We start from the raw sequence: 18,489 nt of genomic DNA on the forward strand, positions 1-18,489 counted from the left end.
CGTTCCACTCAAGTCAGCTGGAGGAATCAACCATGGCACGTGCGGTCGGCATCGACCTGGGCACGACTAACTCCGTCGTCAGCGTTCTGGAGGGCGGCGAGCCCACCGTCATCACCAACGCCGAGGGCGCCAGGACCACGCCGTCCGTCGTCGCCTTCGCCAAGAACGGTGAGGTGCTCGTCGGAGAGGTGGCCAAGCGTCAGGCGGTCACCAACGTGGACCGGACCATCCGCTCCGTGAAGCGTCACATGGGCACCGACTGGAAGATCGAGCTCGACGGGAAGCCCTTCAACCCGCAGCAGATCAGCGCCTTCGTGCTCCAGAAGCTCAAGCGGGACGCCGAGTCCTACCTGGGCGAGAAGGTGACCGACGCGGTCATCACCGTCCCGGCGTACTTCAACGACTCCGAGCGCCAGGCCACGAAGGAGGCCGGTGAGATCGCCGGCCTGAACGTGCTGCGCATCGTCAACGAGCCCACCGCGGCCGCGCTGGCGTACGGCCTCGACAAGGACGACCAGACCATCCTGGTCTTCGACCTCGGTGGCGGCACGTTCGACGTCTCGCTGCTGGAGATCGGCGACGGCGTCGTCGAGGTGAAGGCCACCAACGGTGACAACCACCTCGGTGGTGACGACTGGGACCAGCGCGTCGTCGACTACCTCGTCCAGCAGTTCCAGTCCGGCCACGGCGTGGACCTGGGCAAGGACAAGATGGCCCTGCAGCGTCTGCGCGAGGCCGCCGAGAAGGCGAAGATCGAGCTGTCCTCGTCCACCGAGACCTCGATCAACCTGCCCTACATCACCGCCTCCGCCGAGGGCCCCCTGCACCTCGACGAGAAGCTCACCCGCGCCCAGTTCCAGCAGCTGACCGCGGACCTCCTGGAGCGCTGCAAGACGCCGTTCCACAACGTCATCAAGGACGCCGGCATCTCCATCAGCGAGATCGACCACGTCGTCCTCGTCGGCGGCTCGACCCGTATGCCCGCCGTCGCCGAGCTCGTCAAGGAGCTGACCGGCGGCAAGGACGCCAACAAGGGCGTCAACCCGGACGAGGTCGTCGCCATCGGCGCCGCCCTGCAGGCCGGTGTCCTCAAGGGCGAGGTCAAGGACGTCCTGCTCCTCGACGTCACCCCGCTGTCCCTCGGCATCGAGACCAAGGGCGGCATCATGACCAAGCTCATCGAGCGGAACACGACGATCCCGACCAAGCGGTCCGAGATCTTCACCACCGCCGAGGACAACCAGCCCTCCGTGCAGATCCAGGTCTACCAGGGCGAGCGCGAGATCGCGGCGTACAACAAGAAGCTCGGGATGTTCGAGCTGACCGGTCTGCCCCCGGCGCCGCGCGGCGTCCCGCAGATCGAGGTCTCCTTCGACATCGACGCCAACGGCATCATGCACGTGACCGCCAAGGACCTGGGCACGGGCAAGGAGCAGAAGATGACCGTCACCGGCGGCTCCTCGCTGCCGAAGGACGAGGTCGACCGCATGCGCCAGGAGGCCGAGCAGTACGCGGAGGAGGACCACAAGCGCCGCGAGGCCGCCGAGTCCCGCAACCAGGGCGAGCAGCTCGTCTACCAGACCGAGAAGTTCCTCAAGGACAACGAGGACAAGGTCCCGGGCGACATCAAGACCGAGGTCGAGGAGGCCGTCGCCGAGCTGAAGGAGAAGCTCAAGGGCGAGGACTCCGCCGAGATCCGCACCGCCACGGAGAAGGTCGCGGCCGTCTCGCAGAAGCTCGGCCAGGCCATGTACGCGGACGCCAACGCGGCCCAGGCCGCCGGTGGCCCCGCGGGTGACGCCGGTGCCGCCGGTGGTGCCAAGGCCGCTGACGACGACGTCGTCGACGCCGAGATCGTCGACGAGGACCGGAAGGATGGTGCCGCGTGACGGAGGAGACCCCGGGCTTCGACGAGCAGCAGCCCGACGTCCCTTCCGGCGCCACCTCCGAAGACGCCGAGCCGAAGGCCGCCTCCCCCTCCGCGGAGGAGGGGGCGGCCCCGGCCGGGGACACGGGCCAGGACGCGGCCCTGGTGGCCCAGCTGGACCAGGCCCGCACGGCGCTCAGCGAGCGCACGGCGGACCTCCAGCGCCTCCAGGCCGAGTTCCAGAACTACCGCCGCCGGGTCGAGCGCGACCGGATCGCGGTCAAGGAGATCGCCATCGCGAACCTCCTGACCGAGCTCCTGCCCGTACTCGACGACATCGGCCGCGCGCGTGAACACGGCGAACTCGTCGGCGGCTTCAAGTCCGTCGCCGAGTCGCTGGAGAGCACCGCGGCGAAGATGGGACTGCAGCAGTTCGGCAAGGAGGGCGAGCCCTTCGACCCGACGATCCACGAAGCCCTGATGCACAGCTACGCACCGGACGTCACCGAGACGACGTGCGTCGCGATCCTGCAGCCCGGGTACCGGATCGGCGAGCGCACCATCCGCCCCGCGCGGGTGGCCGTGGCCGAACCCCAGCCGGGGGCGCAGACGGTCAAGGCGGACGAGTCCGCCGACGCCGACGACAAGGAGAGCGGTGGCCCGGACGAGGGCTGACGTCACAGACGAAGGGAAGGAGGGGCGTCGAGGATGAGCACCAAGGACTTCATCGAGAAGGACTACTACAAGGTCCTCGGCGTCCCCAAGGACGCCACCGAGGCCGAGATCAAGAAGGCCTACCGGAAGCTCGCCCGCGAGTTCCACCCGGACGCCAACAAGGGCAACGTCAGGGCGGAGGAGCGCTTCAAGGAGATCTCCGAGGCCAACGACATCCTCGGCGACCCCAAGAAGCGCAAGGAGTACGACGACGCGCGCGCCCTCTTCGGCAACGGCGGCTTCCGCCCGGGGCCGGGCGGCGCGGGCGGCTCCTTCAACTTCGACCTGGGCGACCTCTTCGGAGGCGGTGCCCAGGGCGGCGGCCAGGGAGCGGGCGGCTTCGGCGGCGGACTCGGTGACGTTTTCGGGGGCCTGTTCAACCGCGGTGGCGCGGGCGGCCCGGGGACGCGTACGCACCCCCGGCGCGGCCAGGACATCGAGTCCGAGGTCACGCTCAGCTTCACCGAGGCGATCGAGGGCGCGACGGTCCCGCTGCGGATGTCGTCGCAGTCCCCTTGCAAGGCCTGCTCGGGCACCGGCGACAAGAACGGCACACCCCGCGTGTGCCCGACCTGCGTCGGCACCGGGCAGGTCGCCCGGGGCAGCGGCGGCGGCTTCTCCCTCACCGACCCCTGCCCGGACTGCAAGGGCCGCGGACTGATCGCGGAGAACGCCTGCGAGGTCTGCAAGGGCAGCGGCCGGGCCAAGTCCTCCCGGACCATGCAGGTGCGCATCCCCGCGGGCGTCAGCGACGGCCAGCGGATCCGGCTGCGCGGCAAGGGCGCGCCGGGCGAGCGCGGCGGCCCGGCGGGCGATCTGTATGTCGTCGTGCACGTCGACACCCACCCGGTGTTCGGCCGCAAGGACGACAACCTCACCGTCACCGTCCCGGTCACGTTCACCGAGGCGGCCCTCGGCGGCGAGGTGCGGGTGCCGACGCTCGGCGGCCCGCCCGTCACGCTGAAGCTGCCCCCCGGCACGCCCAACGGCCGCACCATGCGCGCCCGGGGCAAGGGCGCGGTCCGCAAGGACGGCACCCGCGGCGACCTTCTGGTCACCGTGGAGGTGAGTGTTCCGAAGGACCTGACGGGGAAGGCTCGTGACGCACTCGAGGCGTATCGCGAGGCGACCGCGGATGAGGACCCGCGGGCGGATCTGTTCCAGGCCGCGAAGGGAGCATGAGTCAGATGGACGGTCGTCGGCGCAACCCGTATGAACTGACCGAGGAGACTCCGGTCTACGTCATCTCGGTGGCGGCCCAGCTGTCCGGCCTGCACCCCCAGACCCTGCGCCAGTACGACCGCCTGGGCCTGGTGTCCCCGGACCGCACCGCGGGCCGGGGCCGGCGCTACTCGGCCCGTGACATCGAACTGCTGCGCACCGTCCAGCAGTTGTCGCAGGACGAGGGCATCAACCTGGCCGGAATCAAGCGCATCATCGAACTGGAGAACCAGGTCGCCGCGCTCCAGGCCCGGCTGGCCGAGATGCAGGACGCGCTAGACGGCGCTGCGGCGGCCATGCGCCAGCGCGAGGCGGCGGTGCACGCGTCGTACCGCCGCGACCTGGTGCCGTACCAGGAGGTGCAGCAGACCAGCGCGCTGGTGGTGTGGCGGCCGAAGCGGCAGCAGCAGTCCGACTGACGCGCGTACGCACGTGAAAGGGCCGGGAGTTGACTCCCGGCCCTTTTCATCTGCTTGGTGCATCTTGCCCCGATTTCGTGTGGCATCCCATGGATGACCGCGTGGTGCACGCCACTTGAAGGTGATTCCGCAGAGTCTTCACAACGGCTGCGGAGCGTGGTGTTGTCATCTCGTTAAGTGGTTCCGCTTGACGCTGGGGTCGCGTCCGCGTTGGCTTTTCAGTCACATGGGCACCAAAACTGCGCCCACGTCCGAATCACACGCGAAGTGAGCCCCCGCATGCGTCGTCGTATCTCCATATCCGTGGCAGCCGCCACGATGTCCGTCACGCTCGCAGGCTGCGGTGTGCTCAACGCGACGGGGAGCAGTGACGAGGCGAGCCCGGCGAAGGGCAACGACATCACCGTCGGCCTGCTGCTGCCGGAGAAGGCCAACACGCGCTACGAGAACTTCGACTACCCGATCATCAAGACGAAGGTCGAGTCGCTCACCAACGACAAGGGCCGCGTCGAGTACGCCAACGCCGAGGCGAGCGCGGACAAGCAGGCGAGCCAGCTGCAGCAGATGATCGACGACCGGGTCGATGTGATCCTGCTGGACGCCGTCGACTCCAAGGCCATCGCGAGCGGCGTGAAGAAGGCGAAGGAAGCCGGCATTCCGGTCATCGCCTACGACCGGCTGGCCGAGGGCCCGATCGATGCGTACATCTCCTTCGACAACGAGCTGGTCGGCGAGGTCCAGGGCCGCACCCTGCTGGAGGCCATCGGCGAGAAGGCGAGCCTCTCCGACAAGATCGTCATGATGAACGGCTCGTCGACGGACCCGAACGCCAAGCAGTTCAAGGCGGGGGCCATGTCCGAGCTGAACGGCAAGGTGACGATCGCCGCGGCCTTCGACACCAAGGACTGGAAGCCGGAGAACGCCGAGGCCAACATGGCCGGAGCGATCCAGAAGATCGGCAAGGGCAACATCGCGGCGGTGTACTCCGCCAACGACGGCATGGCGGGCGGCATCGTCAAGGCGCTGGAGGCCGCGGGCGTGACCGACCTGCCGCCCATCACCGGGCAGGACGCGGAGCTGCCGGCGGTGCAGCGGATCATCAGCGGCGACCAGTACATGAGCGTGTACAAGTCCTACCCGCAGGAGGCGGAGAACGCCGCGGAGATGGCTGTCGCCAAGGTCCAGGGGCGCGACATCCAGTTCGCCGCCCTCACCCGCGACAAGGTCGACAGCCCCACCCACAAGGGCATCCCGGCACAGCTCGTGCCCGTGGTCGCGCTCACCAAGGAGAACATCAAGGACACGGTGGTCGCGGACGACATCTACAAGCTGTCGGACATCTGCACGGCCGAGTACAAGGCGGCGTGCCGGGCCATCGGCCTGAAGTAGCCGCGCCCCCGGCGCGCATCGGGCCGGGCTCACCCACCGCCCGGCAGGCTGCCGCGGCAGGACCGCCCGAGGCCCGGATATACCGGTGCGTACCGGTGGTTTCCGGTGGTCGCCGCGCGGGGAGCCGTGTTGCGGAGCACGCCCCGTCCGCGCATAGTTGCGCTGCGGAAACACGGCGGAACCGGGGGTGGGATGGGCGATGGCCGGGCACGGGGCGGAGCAGCATCCACACGGTGCCGACCGACTGTGCGAGGCCGGGGATCGCGTGTATTCCCGGGCCGTACGGCGTGGCCGGGTGCCGCGCCGGGATGCGGATCCGGTGCCCTGCCTGCTGGAACTCGCCCTGCTGCACCCGGATCCCGACGACATGGACTGGCTGGTGCCGACCTCCCCGCAGGAGGTCATGACCCGGCTGCTGCGCGGGATGCGCGACGAGGTCAGCGCGAGCCAGCGGCGGGTGGGCTCGGCCGTCGCGGCAGTCGAGTGGTACGCCGGGCTGGGCCGCCAGGTGCGGCCGGCGGCGCCGGCGGCTGAGGGCCCCGCGATCCGGGTCCTGGACGGACTCGCCCGGATCCAGGCCGCGATGGACGAGGCGACCCAGGCGTGCACGGCCGAGGTGCTCACGGTCCAGCCCGGCGGCATCCGCCGCGAGGCGGAGCTCTCCGAGGGGCTGCACCGGGCGCTGGCGCTGCGCGGCCGGGGCGTGCGGATGCGGGACCTGTACACGCATGTCGCCCGGCACGGGCAGGGGCTGCTGACCTATCTGGAGCTGATGGGCGACGCGGTGGAGGCGCGCACGCTGGACGAGGTGATCGACCGGCTGATCCTCTTCGACCGGACGGTGGCGTTCATCCCCGCCAACTCCGACCGCACGATGGCCCTGGAGCTACGGCATCCGGCGATCGTCGCGTACCTCGTCACGGTCTTCGACCGGCTGTGGCGTCTGGCCATCCCCCTCAAGGCCCCGCTTCCCGACACGGGCATCGAGGGCATCTCCCACCGGGAGCAGTCGATCGCAGCGCTGCTGGCGGAGGGGCATCAGGACGCCGTCATCGCGGAACGGCTGGGCATAAGCGTCCGGACGTGCCGGGCGCACATCGCGCGCCTCTCGGAGACGCTGGGGGCGGCCAGCCGTACGCAACTCGGCGTGCGTATCGCCCAGGCGGGCCTCGACGGCCCGCCCTCCTCGGCCGCCTCCCCGTCCCTCAGCGTCCCCGATCAAGGATCCCGGACCGCCCGATGAGGTACCCGAGCTGCGCCCTGCTCTGACTCCCCAGCGTCGCCGCGAGCTTGGCGATGTGCACACGGGCGGTGCGGATGTTCATGCCGAGCCGGTCGGCGATGACGGCGTCGGTGTGGCCTTCGACGAGGAGCGCGGCTATGGCGTGCCGGCGGGGGGTGATGCCGTTGTGGGAGGGCCGGGGCGCGGCCTGCGGGTGCATGGGGGTGGCCAGGCGCCAGAGGCGGTCGAAGGTGGTCGTGAAGTGGGAGGTGAGGGCGGGGTGGCGGACTTCCAGGGCGAGGCCGGCGTCCTTGAGGCAGGGGGCCGCGCTCGCCTCCCCGGCGGGCACCTGGCCTTCGCGCAGGGCACGCGCGTACAACTCCGTTCCCGCCGGGCACAGATCGTCGACGTCGTGCTCCCGGTGCGCGGGCGAGGTCAACCGGCGGCTCCTTCGTCGTCCTGCTTCAGGAGGCCGGACTGGGCGATGAGGTACCCCAGTTGGGCACGGCTGCCGCTGCCGAGGGCGGACGCGAGCTTGGCTATGTGGGCCCGGCAGGTGCGCACGTTCATGCCGAGGCGCCGGGCGATGGCCTCGTCGACGTGTCCCTCGACCAGGAGCTTCGCTATGGAGTACTGGATCTCCGTGATGCCGTCACGGGCGGTCTCGTACGGTGTGCCGGTGCTGAGCGGAACCGACCGGTCCCACAGGTACTCGAAGAGCTTGATGAGGTAGCGGACCAGACCGGGGTGGCGCAGTTCCAGGGCGACTTGCTGATCGTCGCGGGCGGGGATGAAGGCGACGGACTCGTCGCAGATGATCAGGCGCTCGACGAGTTCGTCGATGGTGCGGTACTCCGCCTTGCCGTTGGAGAGCTGGGCGGCGTAGGCCAGCTGCTCGGGGTTGTAGCGGGCGGTGTGCTGGTACAGGGTGCGGATGCGCACACCGCGTTCGATCAGCGGCCGGTCGCGCTCCAGGCCGAGCAGGAGGCTGCGTTCGGACATCCGGTCGGTGGGCTGGACGGTGAGCATCTCCGTCTGGCATTGCAAAGTGGCCATGTTGAGCGCGGCGTTGATTCGTTCGCCGCCTTCCAGCACAGTGATGGCGTCACTGGTGGCGGCCAGCTGGGTGCCGAGGGCCATGAACGGCTCGAAGGTCTCGGCGAGGCCGGTCGCCAGGCGCCGGCGGTCGGCGATCTCCTGTTCCAGCGGGTTGAGCCGCCGGGACAGGGCGACGGCGGGCGGTACCGGACGCAGCCAGCTCGGGTCGTCCGGGTCGGGGTGGAGCAGGGCGAACTCCATCAGGCACGGAGCGGGCGCCACGTCCTCGCGTGCGATGCGTCCGGCGCGCAGTGCGGCGGCATACAGACGGCCGCCCTCGTCGCACCACTGGGTCATCGCATGGGGATGTGTCTCCTTAGTCCGATTCGATGTCAAATCTCCACCCCCCAGGGTCCTGAACATGCAGGAACATGATGCATCGATTGTGTGGCCATGACGTGCCCGAATGAGCCATCGTCGTACTCGACGGGGGAAAAGGGGACCTTCAAGTGAGGACGAAGCCGACTATGCGTAACAGAATGCTTCGCTCGGTGCTTGTCGCCGCCTTCTCCGCCGTTGTAGCCCTCGGTGCGCTGAGTGGCTTCTCCGATGTGAAGGACGAGGTTCGGGCGAACAGCAGCTGGCCGTCCGTCGCCGTGAACAGCACTCACGGAGCGGAGAACAGCAGCTGGCCGAGCTCCGGGGCAGCCGGATCCGGGAGCTGACCGTGACCACTCCACCCGACGACCGCTCCTTCCGCCGCGAGATGGCCACCGCCTACCGCTCCGGCTGGCACTTCATCGACCTGGTCACCGCCATCCCCCACAGCGGCGACTCGTTGATGGTGACCGTGTTCGGCGAGCCGGTGGTCGTCACGCGCGACGAGGACGAGGACGTACGGGCTTACCGGTGTCTGCGGCGGCCTCGGGGGGCGCCGCAGCCAGTGCGATGTGCCGTACGGTACGGAATGATCTTTGTGAACCTGGACCAACGGGACCACCAGCAGGTGGAGGCCGACTCCCCTGCCCCGAGGACCATCTCTGCCACCCCCCGCAGTGCCTGACGCGATTCCCCCGTCGTAACAGATCGCTCAGGTGCTTCCCCCCGCAGCGGCGTCACCGTGACCTGAACACGGTGACGCCGCTGTAGTTTTCGAGGACATTTCCGAGTATCGACCCGATCCCGTGGTGGCCGGATCCAGTCGATCACCGGTGTGGATTTTCACTTCGCTCAACCTCGCCCCATCGCCCGCGTCAGGTGGATCTCGATCACCACGCGCGCCGGATTCGGCGACGGCGTCCTGCCGTAGCGCTCCGCGTAGCGCCGCTCCGCCTCGGCCACCCGGTCCGGCTCGTCGTGGACGAAGGCCCGGCCCTCCAGTGTCGCCCAGCGGCGGCCCTCCAGCTGGCAGACGGCGACGGCCGCCCCCTGGTCCCCGGCTGCCCGCACGTACCGCACCTTCGCGCTCGCCCGGTTGGTGATCACCCGAGCCAGACGGGCCTCGGGATCGTATGTGACCCCGACGGGTACCAGATGCGGAGTGCCGTCCGGGCGGGGAGTCGTCAGGGTGCACAGGTGCCGCTCCCGCCAGAAGCTGAGATACGACGGGTCCGGAGCGCCTGGGTCGACGGAGTACTTGGTCGCCATGCCCCGGAACTTAGCCCCCGAGCCTCCCGGAACCGTCCTTGAGTGCACTAGACTCAACTTTGTGCAAGCCGTTCGGGTCAGTGCAAGGAGGAGAACGCGAACGTGGACGCCGAGCTGACCAACCGGAGCCGGGATGCGATCAACGCTGCCAGCAACCGGGCCGTGACCGAGGGGCACCCCGACCTCACCCCGGCCCATCTGCTGCTCGCGCTGCTCCAGGGACAGGACAACGAGAACATCACCGACCTGCTCGCCGCGGTCGACGCCGACCAGGCCGCCGTACGCGCCGGAGCCGAACGCGTGCTCGCCGGGCTGCCCAGCGTGACCGGGTCGACCGTCGCGCCGCCCCAGCCCAACCGCGACATGCTCGCCGTCGTCGCCGACGCGCAGGCCCGCGCCAAGGACCTGGGGGACGAGTACCTCTCCACCGAGCACCTCCTGATCGCCCTGGCCGCGAAGGGCGGCGCGGCCGGCGAGGTGCTCTCGCAGCAGGGGGCCGACGCCAAGAAGCTCCAGGCCGCCTTCCAGAAGACGCGAGGACAACGCCGCGTGACCACAGCCGACCCCGAGGGGCAGTACAAGGCCCTGGAGAAGTTCGGGACCGACTTCACGGCCGCCGCGCGGGAGGGCAAGCTCGACCCGGTCATCGGCCGGGACCAGGAGATCCGCCGCGTCGTGCAGGTCCTGTCCCGCCGTACGAAGAACAACCCCGTCCTCATCGGCGAGCCGGGCGTCGGCAAGACCGCCGTCGTCGAGGGCCTCGCCCAGCGCATCATCAAGGGCGACGTGCCCGAGTCGCTGAAGGACAAGCGGCTCGTCGCGCTCGACCTCGGCGCCATGGTCGCGGGCGCGAAGTACCGGGGCGAGTTCGAGGAGCGGCTGAAGACCGTCCTCGCCGAGATCAAGGACTCCGACGGGCAGATCATCACCTTCATCGACGAGCTGCACACGGTCGTCGGTGCGGGCGCGGGCGGCGACTCCGCCATGGACGCGGGCAACATGCTGAAGCCGATGCTGGCCCGCGGCGAACTGCGCATGGTGGGCGCGACCACGCTCGACGAGTACCGCGAGCGGATCGAGAAGGACCCGGCCCTGGAGCGGCGCTTCCAGCAGGTGCTGGTCGCCGAGCCGACCGTCGAGGACTCCATCGCGATCCTGCGCGGGCTCAAGGGCCGCTACGAGGCCCACCACAAGGTGCAGATCGCCGACAGCGCGCTCGTCGCCGCCGCATCGCTCTCCGACCGGTACATCACCTCCCGCTTCCTGCCCGACAAGGCCATCGACCTCGTCGACGAGGCGGCCTCCCGGCTGCGTATGGAGATCGACTCCTCGCCCGTCGAGATCGACGAACTCCAGCGCGCCGTCGACCGGTTGAAGATGGAGGAGCTCGCGATCGGCAAGGAGACCGACGCGGCCTCCCGCGAGCGCCTGGAGAAGCTGCGCCGCGACCTCGCCGACAAGGAGGAGGAGCTGCGCGGCCTCACCGCCCGCTGGGAGAAGGAGAAGCAGTCCCTCAACCGCGTCGGTGAGCTCAAGGAACGCCTCGACGAGATCCGCGGCCAGGCCGAACGCGCCCAGCGCGACGGCGACTTCGACACCGCCTCCAAGCTGCTCTACGGCGAGATCCCCGCCCTGGAGAAGGAGCTGGAGGCCGCCTCCGAGGCCGAGGAGGAGGTTGCCAAGGACACCATGGTCAAGGAGGAGGTCGGCGCCGACGACATCGCCGACGTCGTCGCCTCCTGGACGGGCATCCCCGCCGGGCGGCTGCTGGAGGGCGAGACGCAGAAGCTGCTGCGCATGGAGGACGAGATCGGCAAGCGGCTCATCGGCCAGACCGAGGCCGTGCGGGCGGTGTCGGACGCCGTACGCCGCTCACGGGCCGGGATCTCCGACCCGGACCGGCCCACCGGCTCCTTCCTCTTCCTCGGCCCGACCGGCGTCGGCAAGACCGAACTCGCCAAAGCCCTCGCCGACTTCCTCTTCGACGACGAGCGGGCGATGGTCCGCATCGACATGTCGGAGTACAGCGAGAAGCACAGCGTGGCCCGGCTGGTCGGCGCCCCGCCCGGATACGTCGGCTACGAGGAGGGCGGCCAGCTCACCGAGGCCGTGCGCAGGCGGCCCTACTCCGTCGTCCTGCTGGACGAGGTGGAGAAGGCCCACCCCGAGGTCTTCGACATCCTGCTCCAGGTGCTGGACGACGGCCGTCTGACGGACGGCCAGGGCCGTACGGTCGACTTCCGCAACACGATCCTCGTCCTGACGTCGAACCTGGGCAGCCAGTACCTGGTCGACCCGGTGACCAGCGAGCAGGAGAAGAAGGAGCAGGTCCTGGAGGTGGTGCGGACCTCCTTCAAGCCGGAGTTCCTCAACCGCCTGGACGACCTGGTCGTCTTCGCCGCGCTGACCAAGCCCGAGCTGGAGCGGATCGCGAAGCTCCAGCTGGAGCGCCTGGCCAAGCGGCTCGCCGAGCGGCGGCTCTCCCTGGACATCACGCCCGAGGCGCTGGCATGGCTCGCGGAGGAGGGCATGGACCCGGCGTACGGCGCCCGGCCGCTGCGGCGGCTCGTCCAGTCCGCCATCGGCGACCGGCTCGCCAAGGAGATCCTGTCCGGGGAGATCAAGGACGGCGACACGGTCCGGGTGGACCGCGTCGAGGACGGGCTGCTGGTGGGCCCGGCGACCGGCAAGACCCTCTGACCGGCGGCCGCTCACGCGCTTGACGACGGCCCGCTCCGTATGTGCGGGGCGGGCCGTATGCCGCTCCGTATGTGCGGGGCGGGGCGTACGCCGCTCCGTATGTGCGGGGCGGGCCGCATGCCGCTGCGCCGCATGCCGCTGCGCCGCATGCCGCTGCGCCGCACGCTGCTGCGCCGCATGCCGCGCGCGGGCACGTGCCCGGCGGGGATCACGGGACCTCGTTCGCGACGCCGCCGCCCGAGGGCGAGGTTTCCGGTGGCGGGGTGCACCCGGGCCCCGCCCGTGACGCCACCGCCCGGATGCGAGATATCCGGCCAACTCGGCGCGCCGTCCGCACGCTGCGGGTCCTTCCGCTTCACGGCACCGTAGCGGCGTGGGGCCCTGTTCGAACGACTTTTCGTTTCCAGCTGCCGATTCCGCTCCCGGCGCGGTTATCGGCCACGCCCGCTCGGCTCTCTGCCGACGTGTTGCCGGTGTGTCTAAAGTGGCCGGGCTGCCAGTGAAGTGGACCTGACCAGTCCGTCCTGGTGCGTTGACCATCCACGGGGGGATTCAGCCATGCACGTCATCCTGCGCGCCTTCACGCCGCCACCTGCCCGCTGACGGGGAGGGAGCACCTCGCGGCCCGCGCCCGTAACGGCGGCCGCTCCCGCACCCTTTCCCGCTCGGCGAGAACGCGGCCGCGTTCCCCGGCCGATGCTCCTCGGCCGACGTTCCCCTCCGGACAGGTGACCAGCCCTCGGCCGGTGCCCTGCCCGGCCCTCGCGTGTCCTCACTCCAGCCAGAAGGAATGCCCATGCGCAAGCTCCTGACCGCAGCCGGTCTCACCTCGTCCGCCGTCGCGCTCGGCGTGCTGTTCGCCGGTCCGGCCGCCGCCTGGACGGCCTCGTCCCAGTTCGACGTCGTCTTCCCCGGCCAGAAGCCGCAGACGACCTACTACGTGGAGAACACCGGCGCGAACACCACGTCGAACGGCAACATGACCGGGAAGTCGGTTGTCTACTGGCAGCTCGGCGTGGACCAGGTGATCGACGACTCGAAGCGGTTCACCAGCTTCAAGATCACCACGCGCATCGAGGCCCGCCTCGGCAAGACCGCGAACGACGAGGTCATCACCAAGAAGACGTGTGACATGACCACGGCCATCAATGAGCGCTACGCATGGTCCTACGACTCTGCGGAGAACACCTGCGTCGCCCCGTCCACCACCTACGACGGTGAGCTGTGGTGGTCGTCGGACGCCACGGTCGTCTACGACATCGAGGGAGACGGCAAGGGCGCCATCACCCAGGAACTCGCGGGCACCACCCTGATCCACGGCTGACCGACGGAACGCATCGCCCTTCCACGACACCGCTCCGGAGAACAGACGTGATACGCAGATCGCTGACCGCCGCCCTGGTCGCCACCGCCTCGGCCACCGTGCTCGTGCTCACCAGCGGCACGGTGGTGCACGCGGGTGAGGAACCCACCCCCGAGCCGTCGGTCACCGCCACGCCGACGGACGAGGCACCGGCCAACCCGGTGATCGCCGAGTACAACGGGCGGGAGATCAACCTCGCCGATTCGTGGGAGGGCGCCGACAGCTGCACCGAGCTGCCCAGCGGTGAGGTGCACTGCTACGACTCGGACGCCGAGGCGTTGGCCGACCCCGAGCTGCCCGCCGAGATCCGCGAGCAGACGCGGAAGGCCACCGCCGCCGCTCCCGCCGGGGCCCGCGCGGCCGCCGCGCCGCCCGCCCGGTGCGTCGCCGACTACTGGTGCCTGTACATGGACGCCGGCTACAAGGGCAGGCTTCTGCGGCTGTTCTCCGACGGCAAGAAGGACCTGAAGGAGTGGGGCTGCCGGGATAAGCTGAGCTCCGTCTACTACTGGGTCGGCCGCTACTCGATCAACTACGGCGACGCGAAGATCACCGACCTGCGCTCCTGGCCCGTTGAGGACCGGGTCCGGCGGCTCGACCCGCCGGGCGGCTATTCCAACTTCCGCAACCTCGACTATCCGGGCGGCGGGAACTGGAACGACAAGGTGGACATCTTCGAGGTCCGGCGCAGCTGACAGGTGCGCCGGGGCTCCGGCGAGGTACTCGGTGTTTCCGCCGACCGGCCGGATCCTGTCAGCCGTGGGCTGACGGGGCCGGTCCGGGCTTGCCACCCCCCTCCCCGCATGGGGGAGGATGGCGGAATCCGTACGAAGGGAAATTCACGGTGACCATCGACCCGTCCTCGATTCCGAACTTCGGGGGACAGCCCGAGCCGCAGCCCGGCGGACCGGCCGGCCCCGTCGTCCCGGATCAGGACCTCGTGAAGCAGCTCCTCGACCAGATGGAGCTCAAGTACGTCGTCGACGACGAGGGTGACCTCGCGGCGCCGTGGGAGCAGTTCCGCACCTACTTCATGTTCCGGGGAGAGGGAGACCAGCAGGTCTTCTCCGTGCGGACGTTCTACGACCGGCCCCACGAGATCGAGGCCAAGCCGCAGATCCTGGAGTCGATCGACGACTGGAACCGCCGCACCCTGTGGCCCAAGGTCTACAGCCACACCCACGACGACGGCACGGTCCGCCTGATCGGCGAGGCCCAGATGCTGATCGGCATGGGGGTCAGCCTGGAGCACTTCGTCTCCTCGACGGTCAGCTGGGTGCGCGCCGCGATCGAGTTCGACAAGTGGCTCATCGAGCAGCTCGGTCTCGAAGAGGAGATCAACGAAGCGGAGAAGCCCGAGGACGAGGAGTAGACCCTCAGGGCCCCGCAGCGGCGCGTCGGCGCGTACGAACAGGTACGCGCTGTACGCGCCGTACGTCTTTCTCGGGCGCCGCGCGCTGTACGCGCTGTACGCGCCGGACGTCTTTCTCGGGCGCCGCTGCCAGGGCGGCGACTGCGTGGAGGTGGCCGACGGGTTCCGAGGGGCCAGTCGTCCCCGTTTCCGGGCCCGCCCGGCAAACGTCCTGGCCTTCCGCCTCCGGGAAAACCCCCTGCCGTTGCCCTCCCACGCACCGCTCCCGCCGAGTGTCGGGCGCCCGGCCGTACTGCCCTTCCAGACCTGCGACGGCTGCGAGCGTGCCTTCCGCGCCCCGGAGCCCGGACACTGCCGGAGCTGCCGGGACCGACTCGCCGGGGACTGCCTGCGTGCGGCGGGCTGAGCCGGTGTTCGGGTGTGCCGTTCGCCCCTGGGCGGCAGGCTTGATGTGCGATCGAGCGCACTTGGCCGGCCTGACCGTCCGTGCGCCTGGAGCGCCGCACTGAGTCGCTTCGCCGCCTCCGCCAGGCCCGCCGCCAGCAGGTCCCGCTTGGCCGGCGGGTCGGCGCGGAAGTCGGTGATGTACGACTCGGGCAGCGAGAGGGCCTCGGCCACCGCGTACTGGAGCGGGCCCGCAGAGACGTACGTCAGGTACTGCTTCGCCGAGCGCACGGCCGTGATCAGCTCGGGCCCCCGTCACCCAGCCGACTCCCCGTCACGCACTCCCTGGTACGACCACGCGGTCCAGGGCCCTATGTGCTGAGTGTCTTGAGGCGGGAGGCGGCCTCCTTCAGCACCCTCGTCCGCTTGCAGAACGCGAACCGTACGAACGGGGCGCCCTCCTCGCGGTGGTCGTAGAAGACCGCGTTGGGGATGGCGACGACCCCGGCGCGTTCCGGAAGGCCGCGGCAGAAGGCGAAGCCGTCGCTCTCGCCGAGGGGGCGGATGTCGGTAGTGATGAAGTACGTGCCCGAGGGGCGGTAGACGCGGAGGCCCGCCTCCGCCAGGCCCGCCGCCAGCAGGTCCCGCTTGGCCAGCATGTCGGCGCGGAAGTCGGTGAAGTACGACTCGGGCAGCGAGAGGGCCTCGGCCACCGCGTACTGGAACGGGCCCGCAGAAACGTACGTCAGGTACTGCTTCGCCGAGCGCACGGCCGTGACCAGCTCCGGGGCCCCCGTCACCCAGCCGACCTTCCAGCCGGTGAACGAGAAGGTCTTCCCACTGCTGGAGATGGTCACCGTCCGCTCGCGCATCCCGGGGAACGTCGCCAGCGGCACGTGCTCGGCGTCGTCGAAGACCAGGTGCTCGTACACCTCGTCCGTCACCACCAGCAGGTCGCGCTCCACGGCGAGCTGGGCGATCGCGGCCAGCTCCTCGCGGGTGAGGACCGTGCCGGTCGGGTTGTGCGGGGTGTTGATCAGCAGCAGCCGGGTGCGGTCCGTGACGGCGTCGCGCAGCTCGTCCAGGTCGAGCCGGAACCGGCCCTCGTCCTCGTGCGCCCGCAGGGTGACCGGCACCCGGCGTCCGCCCGCCATCGCGATGCACGCCGCGTAGGAGTCGTAGTAGGGCTCGAAGGCGATCACCTCGTCCCCGGGCTCCAGCAGGGCCAGCAGGGCGGCGGCGATGGCCTCCGTGGCGCCCGCGGTGACCAGAACCTCCGTGTCGGGGTCGTAGGACAGGCCGTAGAGGCGCTGCTGGTGGGCGGTGACCGCGGTCCGCAGCTCGGGGACGCCGGGGCCCGGCGGGTACTGGTTGCCGCGGCCGTCCCGCAGAGCCCGTACGGCGGCCTCCCGGATCTCCTCGGGGCCGTCGGTGTCGGGGAAGCCCTGCCCGAGGTTGATGGCGCCGGTGCTCAGGGCCAGGGCGGACATCTCGGCGAAGATCGTCGTCCCGAACTCGGCGAGCCGGCGGTTCAGGAGGGGGCGCGCGCTGGAGGTCATGCCGGTCATCCTGCGCCGAAGCTCTGGAGTTCCTCAACTTTGTGTTGGGTCGTTCCGGGGCCGGGCATCACCGCCTCACGCAAGAGCGAGGCGCCCACGGGGGGCCGCTTCGGGGGAACGAAAGGAGGGTGACGCCATGATCGTAGGCATCATCCTGGCGGTGGTCGGAGTCGTACTGATCGGGGCGCTGGTCTCCCAGGCCCGCAGGGGCGGTACCCGGCGGACGACGCGTCGCGGGGCGTGGGCGTCCACCGGTTCGAGCGGCAGCAGCGGCAGCAGTCACAGCGGCAGCTGGTGGGCCGGCGGGGGAGACTCCGGCTCCTCCGGCGGCGACGGACACCACGGGGGGCACTCCTGCGGCGGCGGGTCGTCCTGCGGGGGCGGTGGTGGCGGTGGCTGCGGCGGCGGAGGCAGCTGACTGACGTCGGCCGTCCTCACCACGGGGGGAGCCGCCTCCACCGAACGCGGGGTCCGCACCTGGGCGGGCCCCGCGTCGTCCTGTCCGGAGTCCCCGGACGGACGATCGCTCGAACGGCTGTCGGGCGGCTTCGGGCGCATCCGGGCAACATTCCATGCCTGTAGGACAACTTGCGTCCAGTGGGACGGGGTTCGCGCGTTGCCTCCGCAACTGCGCCGGAGGAAGGGCGATTTCGAGTGGCGGCCGGAATCGCGGGCTCCCGTCCGTCCCCGCTCCTGGGCGTGCGGCACGGCGCACCGGCGCACGCCTGCCCGGCACCGGCGCACGCCGTAGTTGAACAGTTGAGCTGTGGAGCCCTCTGAGGGATGGAAACCCTACGAACTTGGGTAAAAACGCTGTGGCGGTGCCACCGTTCATGATTCCCTCTAAGCCACCGACGCAGCCCTTCGGACGTCCTGCGGACACCTTCCTGAAACCGGCCGACCGGGCTGACCCGGGCCGACATCCCCCGGTGCGACCGGGGCGCAGCGGACCCCATCTCCCTCTCCTTGTGTGCTTGCGGAGCCGATCCATGCTCACGACCCTGAACACCTCCTACACCGACACGCGTGCGGCCGATCTCGCATGGGCCCTGGGGCGCGAGCCGCTTCCCGCACTGGCCGTGCTCGACCTCGAACTGGCGGACACCAAAGTGCAGTTGCGGCTCCTCGGCGCGTCCCACCAGGTCCTGCTGGAGGAGGAGCGGGGCATCTGCTCGGAGACGGTGGCGTGCATCGCGGGCAGCAGCACCCCGCTTCCGCTCGGTGTCGCCAAGCGCGTGGACGACTGGGAGTACGAGTTCGCGGCCCGGGTCGAGGTCCTCTCGCCCGGCTCCTTCGCGGGCCGCGCCCAGGAGTTGCTGGCCCTCGTCTCCGACCATCCGCACGGCCTCGCCGGCGTCTTCCCCGGCAGCCCGTACGCCTTCACGGCCCTGCTCGCCCAGCACCACGAAGGGCAGGTGCACTGGCGCACCTGGCACGCCTACCCGCAGGACGGGCAGTTGGTGGCGACCCGCACGAAGGTGGGGGTGCGCGTACCGGCGGGGGTCTTCGCCAAGTGACCGCGGCCGGGCAGCAGGCCTGCCGCTGGCCCGGCCCGCGGAACCGAACCCGCGGAACCGCCCTCACCGAACCGTCC

General features: G+C 70.1%; 16 protein-coding genes and 2 pseudogenes. 13 read left to right on the forward strand and 5 right to left on the reverse strand.

Annotated features, from left to right (window positions below; all coding sequences use genetic code 11):
* The first annotated feature begins 32 nt into the window (after window positions 1-32).
* From dnaK to A4E84_RS21725, 6 genes are all read left to right on the forward strand, one after another.
* A complete protein-coding gene (gene dnaK, locus A4E84_RS21700) occupies window positions 33-1,889 on the forward strand; it encodes a molecular chaperone DnaK (protein WP_062928188.1) in 1,857 nt (618 codons plus the stop codon).
* Window positions 1,886-2,542 (forward strand): nucleotide exchange factor GrpE, encoded by a 657-nt coding sequence (gene grpE, locus A4E84_RS21705; RefSeq protein ID WP_033310106.1) that lies wholly within the window; start codon window positions 1,886-1,888, stop codon window positions 2,540-2,542. The genes dnaK and grpE overlap by 4 nt, the downstream gene beginning before the upstream one ends.
* A 33-nt stretch (window positions 2,543-2,575) precedes the next feature.
* Window positions 2,576-3,763 (forward strand): molecular chaperone DnaJ, encoded by a 1,188-nt coding sequence (dnaJ, locus tag A4E84_RS21710; RefSeq protein ID WP_062928189.1) that lies wholly within the window; start codon window positions 2,576-2,578, stop codon window positions 3,761-3,763.
* Between the two features lie 5 nt (window positions 3,764-3,768).
* A complete protein-coding gene (locus A4E84_RS21715; RefSeq protein ID WP_062928190.1) occupies window positions 3,769-4,221 on the forward strand; it encodes a heat shock protein transcriptional repressor HspR in 453 nt (150 codons plus the stop codon).
* A gap of 279 nt (window positions 4,222-4,500) precedes the next feature.
* Window positions 4,501-5,610 (forward strand): sugar ABC transporter substrate-binding protein, encoded by a 1,110-nt coding sequence (locus A4E84_RS21720; protein WP_418082216.1) that lies wholly within the window; start codon window positions 4,501-4,503, stop codon window positions 5,608-5,610.
* Between the two features lie 199 nt (window positions 5,611-5,809).
* Window positions 5,810-6,853 (forward strand): helix-turn-helix transcriptional regulator, encoded by a 1,044-nt coding sequence (locus tag A4E84_RS21725; protein WP_062928192.1) that lies wholly within the window; start codon window positions 5,810-5,812, stop codon window positions 6,851-6,853.
* Here the strand turns inward: A4E84_RS21725 and A4E84_RS21730 are convergent.
* A pseudogene (locus tag A4E84_RS21730) lies at window positions 6,816-7,142 on the reverse strand (helix-turn-helix domain-containing protein); the annotation flags it as partial. The gene A4E84_RS21725 and the pseudogene A4E84_RS21730 overlap by 38 nt on opposite strands.
* A 125-nt stretch (window positions 7,143-7,267) precedes the next feature.
* Window positions 7,268-8,227: a helix-turn-helix domain-containing protein gene (locus tag A4E84_RS21735; RefSeq protein WP_062928193.1), complete on the reverse strand. Its 960-nt coding sequence runs from the start codon at window positions 8,225-8,227 to the stop codon at window positions 7,268-7,270.
* Between the two features lie 370 nt (window positions 8,228-8,597).
* Between A4E84_RS21735 and A4E84_RS21740 the strand changes: the two genes are divergently transcribed.
* On the forward strand, window positions 8,598-8,933 hold the full coding sequence (locus A4E84_RS21740; RefSeq protein WP_031142435.1) for a Rieske (2Fe-2S) protein: 336 nt from the start codon (window positions 8,598-8,600) through the stop codon (window positions 8,931-8,933).
* A 167-nt stretch (window positions 8,934-9,100) separates the two neighbouring features.
* On the opposite strand, the gene A4E84_RS21745 is transcribed toward A4E84_RS21740, so the two are convergent.
* Complete coding sequence (locus tag A4E84_RS21745; protein ID WP_062928194.1) at window positions 9,101-9,517, reverse strand: pyridoxamine 5'-phosphate oxidase family protein; 417 nt, start codon at window positions 9,515-9,517, stop codon at window positions 9,101-9,103.
* A gap of 102 nt (window positions 9,518-9,619) precedes the next feature.
* On the opposite strand from A4E84_RS21745, the gene clpB reads away from it, so the two are divergent.
* The 4 genes from clpB (at window position 9,620) to A4E84_RS21765 (ending at window position 14,952) form a co-directional block, all read left to right on the forward strand.
* Entirely contained in the window at window positions 9,620-12,217 is a 2,598-nt protein-coding gene (gene clpB / locus A4E84_RS21750; RefSeq protein WP_062928195.1) for an ATP-dependent chaperone ClpB, read from the forward strand.
* A gap of 796 nt (window positions 12,218-13,013) precedes the next feature.
* Window positions 13,014-13,541 (forward strand): hypothetical protein, encoded by a 528-nt coding sequence (locus A4E84_RS42980; protein WP_062928196.1) that lies wholly within the window; start codon window positions 13,014-13,016, stop codon window positions 13,539-13,541.
* A gap of 47 nt (window positions 13,542-13,588) precedes the next feature.
* Window positions 13,589-14,275: a peptidase inhibitor family I36 protein gene (locus tag A4E84_RS21760; RefSeq protein WP_062928197.1), complete on the forward strand. Its 687-nt coding sequence runs from the start codon at window positions 13,589-13,591 to the stop codon at window positions 14,273-14,275.
* A gap of 149 nt (window positions 14,276-14,424) precedes the next feature.
* Window positions 14,425-14,952, forward strand: a complete 528-nt coding sequence (locus A4E84_RS21765; protein ID WP_031142427.1) for a YbjN domain-containing protein — start codon at window positions 14,425-14,427, stop codon at window positions 14,950-14,952.
* A gap of 519 nt (window positions 14,953-15,471) precedes the next feature.
* Here the strand turns inward: A4E84_RS21765 and A4E84_RS44670 are convergent.
* Window positions 15,472-15,664, reverse strand: a pseudogene (locus tag A4E84_RS44670) (aminotransferase); the annotation flags it as partial.
* Window positions 15,665-15,707: 43 nt separating this feature from the next.
* Window positions 15,708-16,904, reverse strand: a complete 1,197-nt coding sequence (locus A4E84_RS21775) for a pyridoxal phosphate-dependent aminotransferase (protein ID WP_062928199.1) — start codon at window positions 16,902-16,904, stop codon at window positions 15,708-15,710.
* Window positions 16,905-17,031: 127 nt separating this feature from the next.
* On the opposite strand from A4E84_RS21775, the gene A4E84_RS41010 reads away from it, so the two are divergent.
* Both A4E84_RS41010 and A4E84_RS21780 read left to right on the forward strand, forming a co-directional pair.
* Window positions 17,032-17,313, forward strand: coding sequence for a hypothetical protein (locus tag A4E84_RS41010; protein WP_079129056.1), 282 nt, complete (start codon window positions 17,032-17,034; stop codon window positions 17,311-17,313).
* Window positions 17,314-17,884: 571 nt separating this feature from the next.
* Complete coding sequence (locus A4E84_RS21780) at window positions 17,885-18,412, forward strand: DUF2617 family protein (protein ID WP_062928200.1); 528 nt, start codon at window positions 17,885-17,887, stop codon at window positions 18,410-18,412.
* The last annotated feature ends 77 nt before the right edge of the window (window positions 18,413-18,489 follow it).

It is taken from the genome of Streptomyces qaidamensis, assembly GCF_001611795.1.
Classification (GTDB): domain Bacteria; phylum Actinomycetota; class Actinomycetes; order Streptomycetales; family Streptomycetaceae; genus Streptomyces; species Streptomyces qaidamensis.

Excerpts from the sequence above, each read along its gene's own strand:
- A4E84_RS21735 (WP_062928193.1), bottom strand. The coding sequence starts at position 8,227 with ATGACCCAGTGGTGCGACGAGGGCGGCCGTCTGTATGCCGCCGCACTG.
- dnaK (WP_062928188.1), top strand. The coding sequence starts at position 33 with ATGGCACGTGCGGTCGGCATCGACCTGGGCACGACTAACTCCGTCGTC.
- A4E84_RS21775 (WP_062928199.1), bottom strand. The coding sequence starts at position 16,904 with ATGACCGGCATGACCTCCAGCGCGCGCCCCCTCCTGAACCGCCGGCTC.
- A4E84_RS21780 (WP_062928200.1), top strand. The coding sequence starts at position 17,885 with ATGCTCACGACCCTGAACACCTCCTACACCGACACGCGTGCGGCCGAT.
- A4E84_RS21725 (WP_062928192.1), top strand. The coding sequence starts at position 5,810 with ATGGCCGGGCACGGGGCGGAGCAGCATCCACACGGTGCCGACCGACTG.
- A4E84_RS21720 (WP_418082216.1), top strand. The coding sequence starts at position 4,501 with ATGCGTCGTCGTATCTCCATATCCGTGGCAGCCGCCACGATGTCCGTC.
- dnaJ (WP_062928189.1), top strand. The coding sequence starts at position 2,576 with ATGAGCACCAAGGACTTCATCGAGAAGGACTACTACAAGGTCCTCGGC.
- A4E84_RS41010 (WP_079129056.1), top strand. The coding sequence starts at position 17,032 with ATGATCGTAGGCATCATCCTGGCGGTGGTCGGAGTCGTACTGATCGGG.
- A4E84_RS21745 (WP_062928194.1), bottom strand. The coding sequence starts at position 9,517 with ATGGCGACCAAGTACTCCGTCGACCCAGGCGCTCCGGACCCGTCGTAT.
- A4E84_RS21715 (WP_062928190.1), top strand. The coding sequence starts at position 3,769 with ATGGACGGTCGTCGGCGCAACCCGTATGAACTGACCGAGGAGACTCCG.
- A4E84_RS42980 (WP_062928196.1), top strand. The coding sequence starts at position 13,014 with ATGCGCAAGCTCCTGACCGCAGCCGGTCTCACCTCGTCCGCCGTCGCG.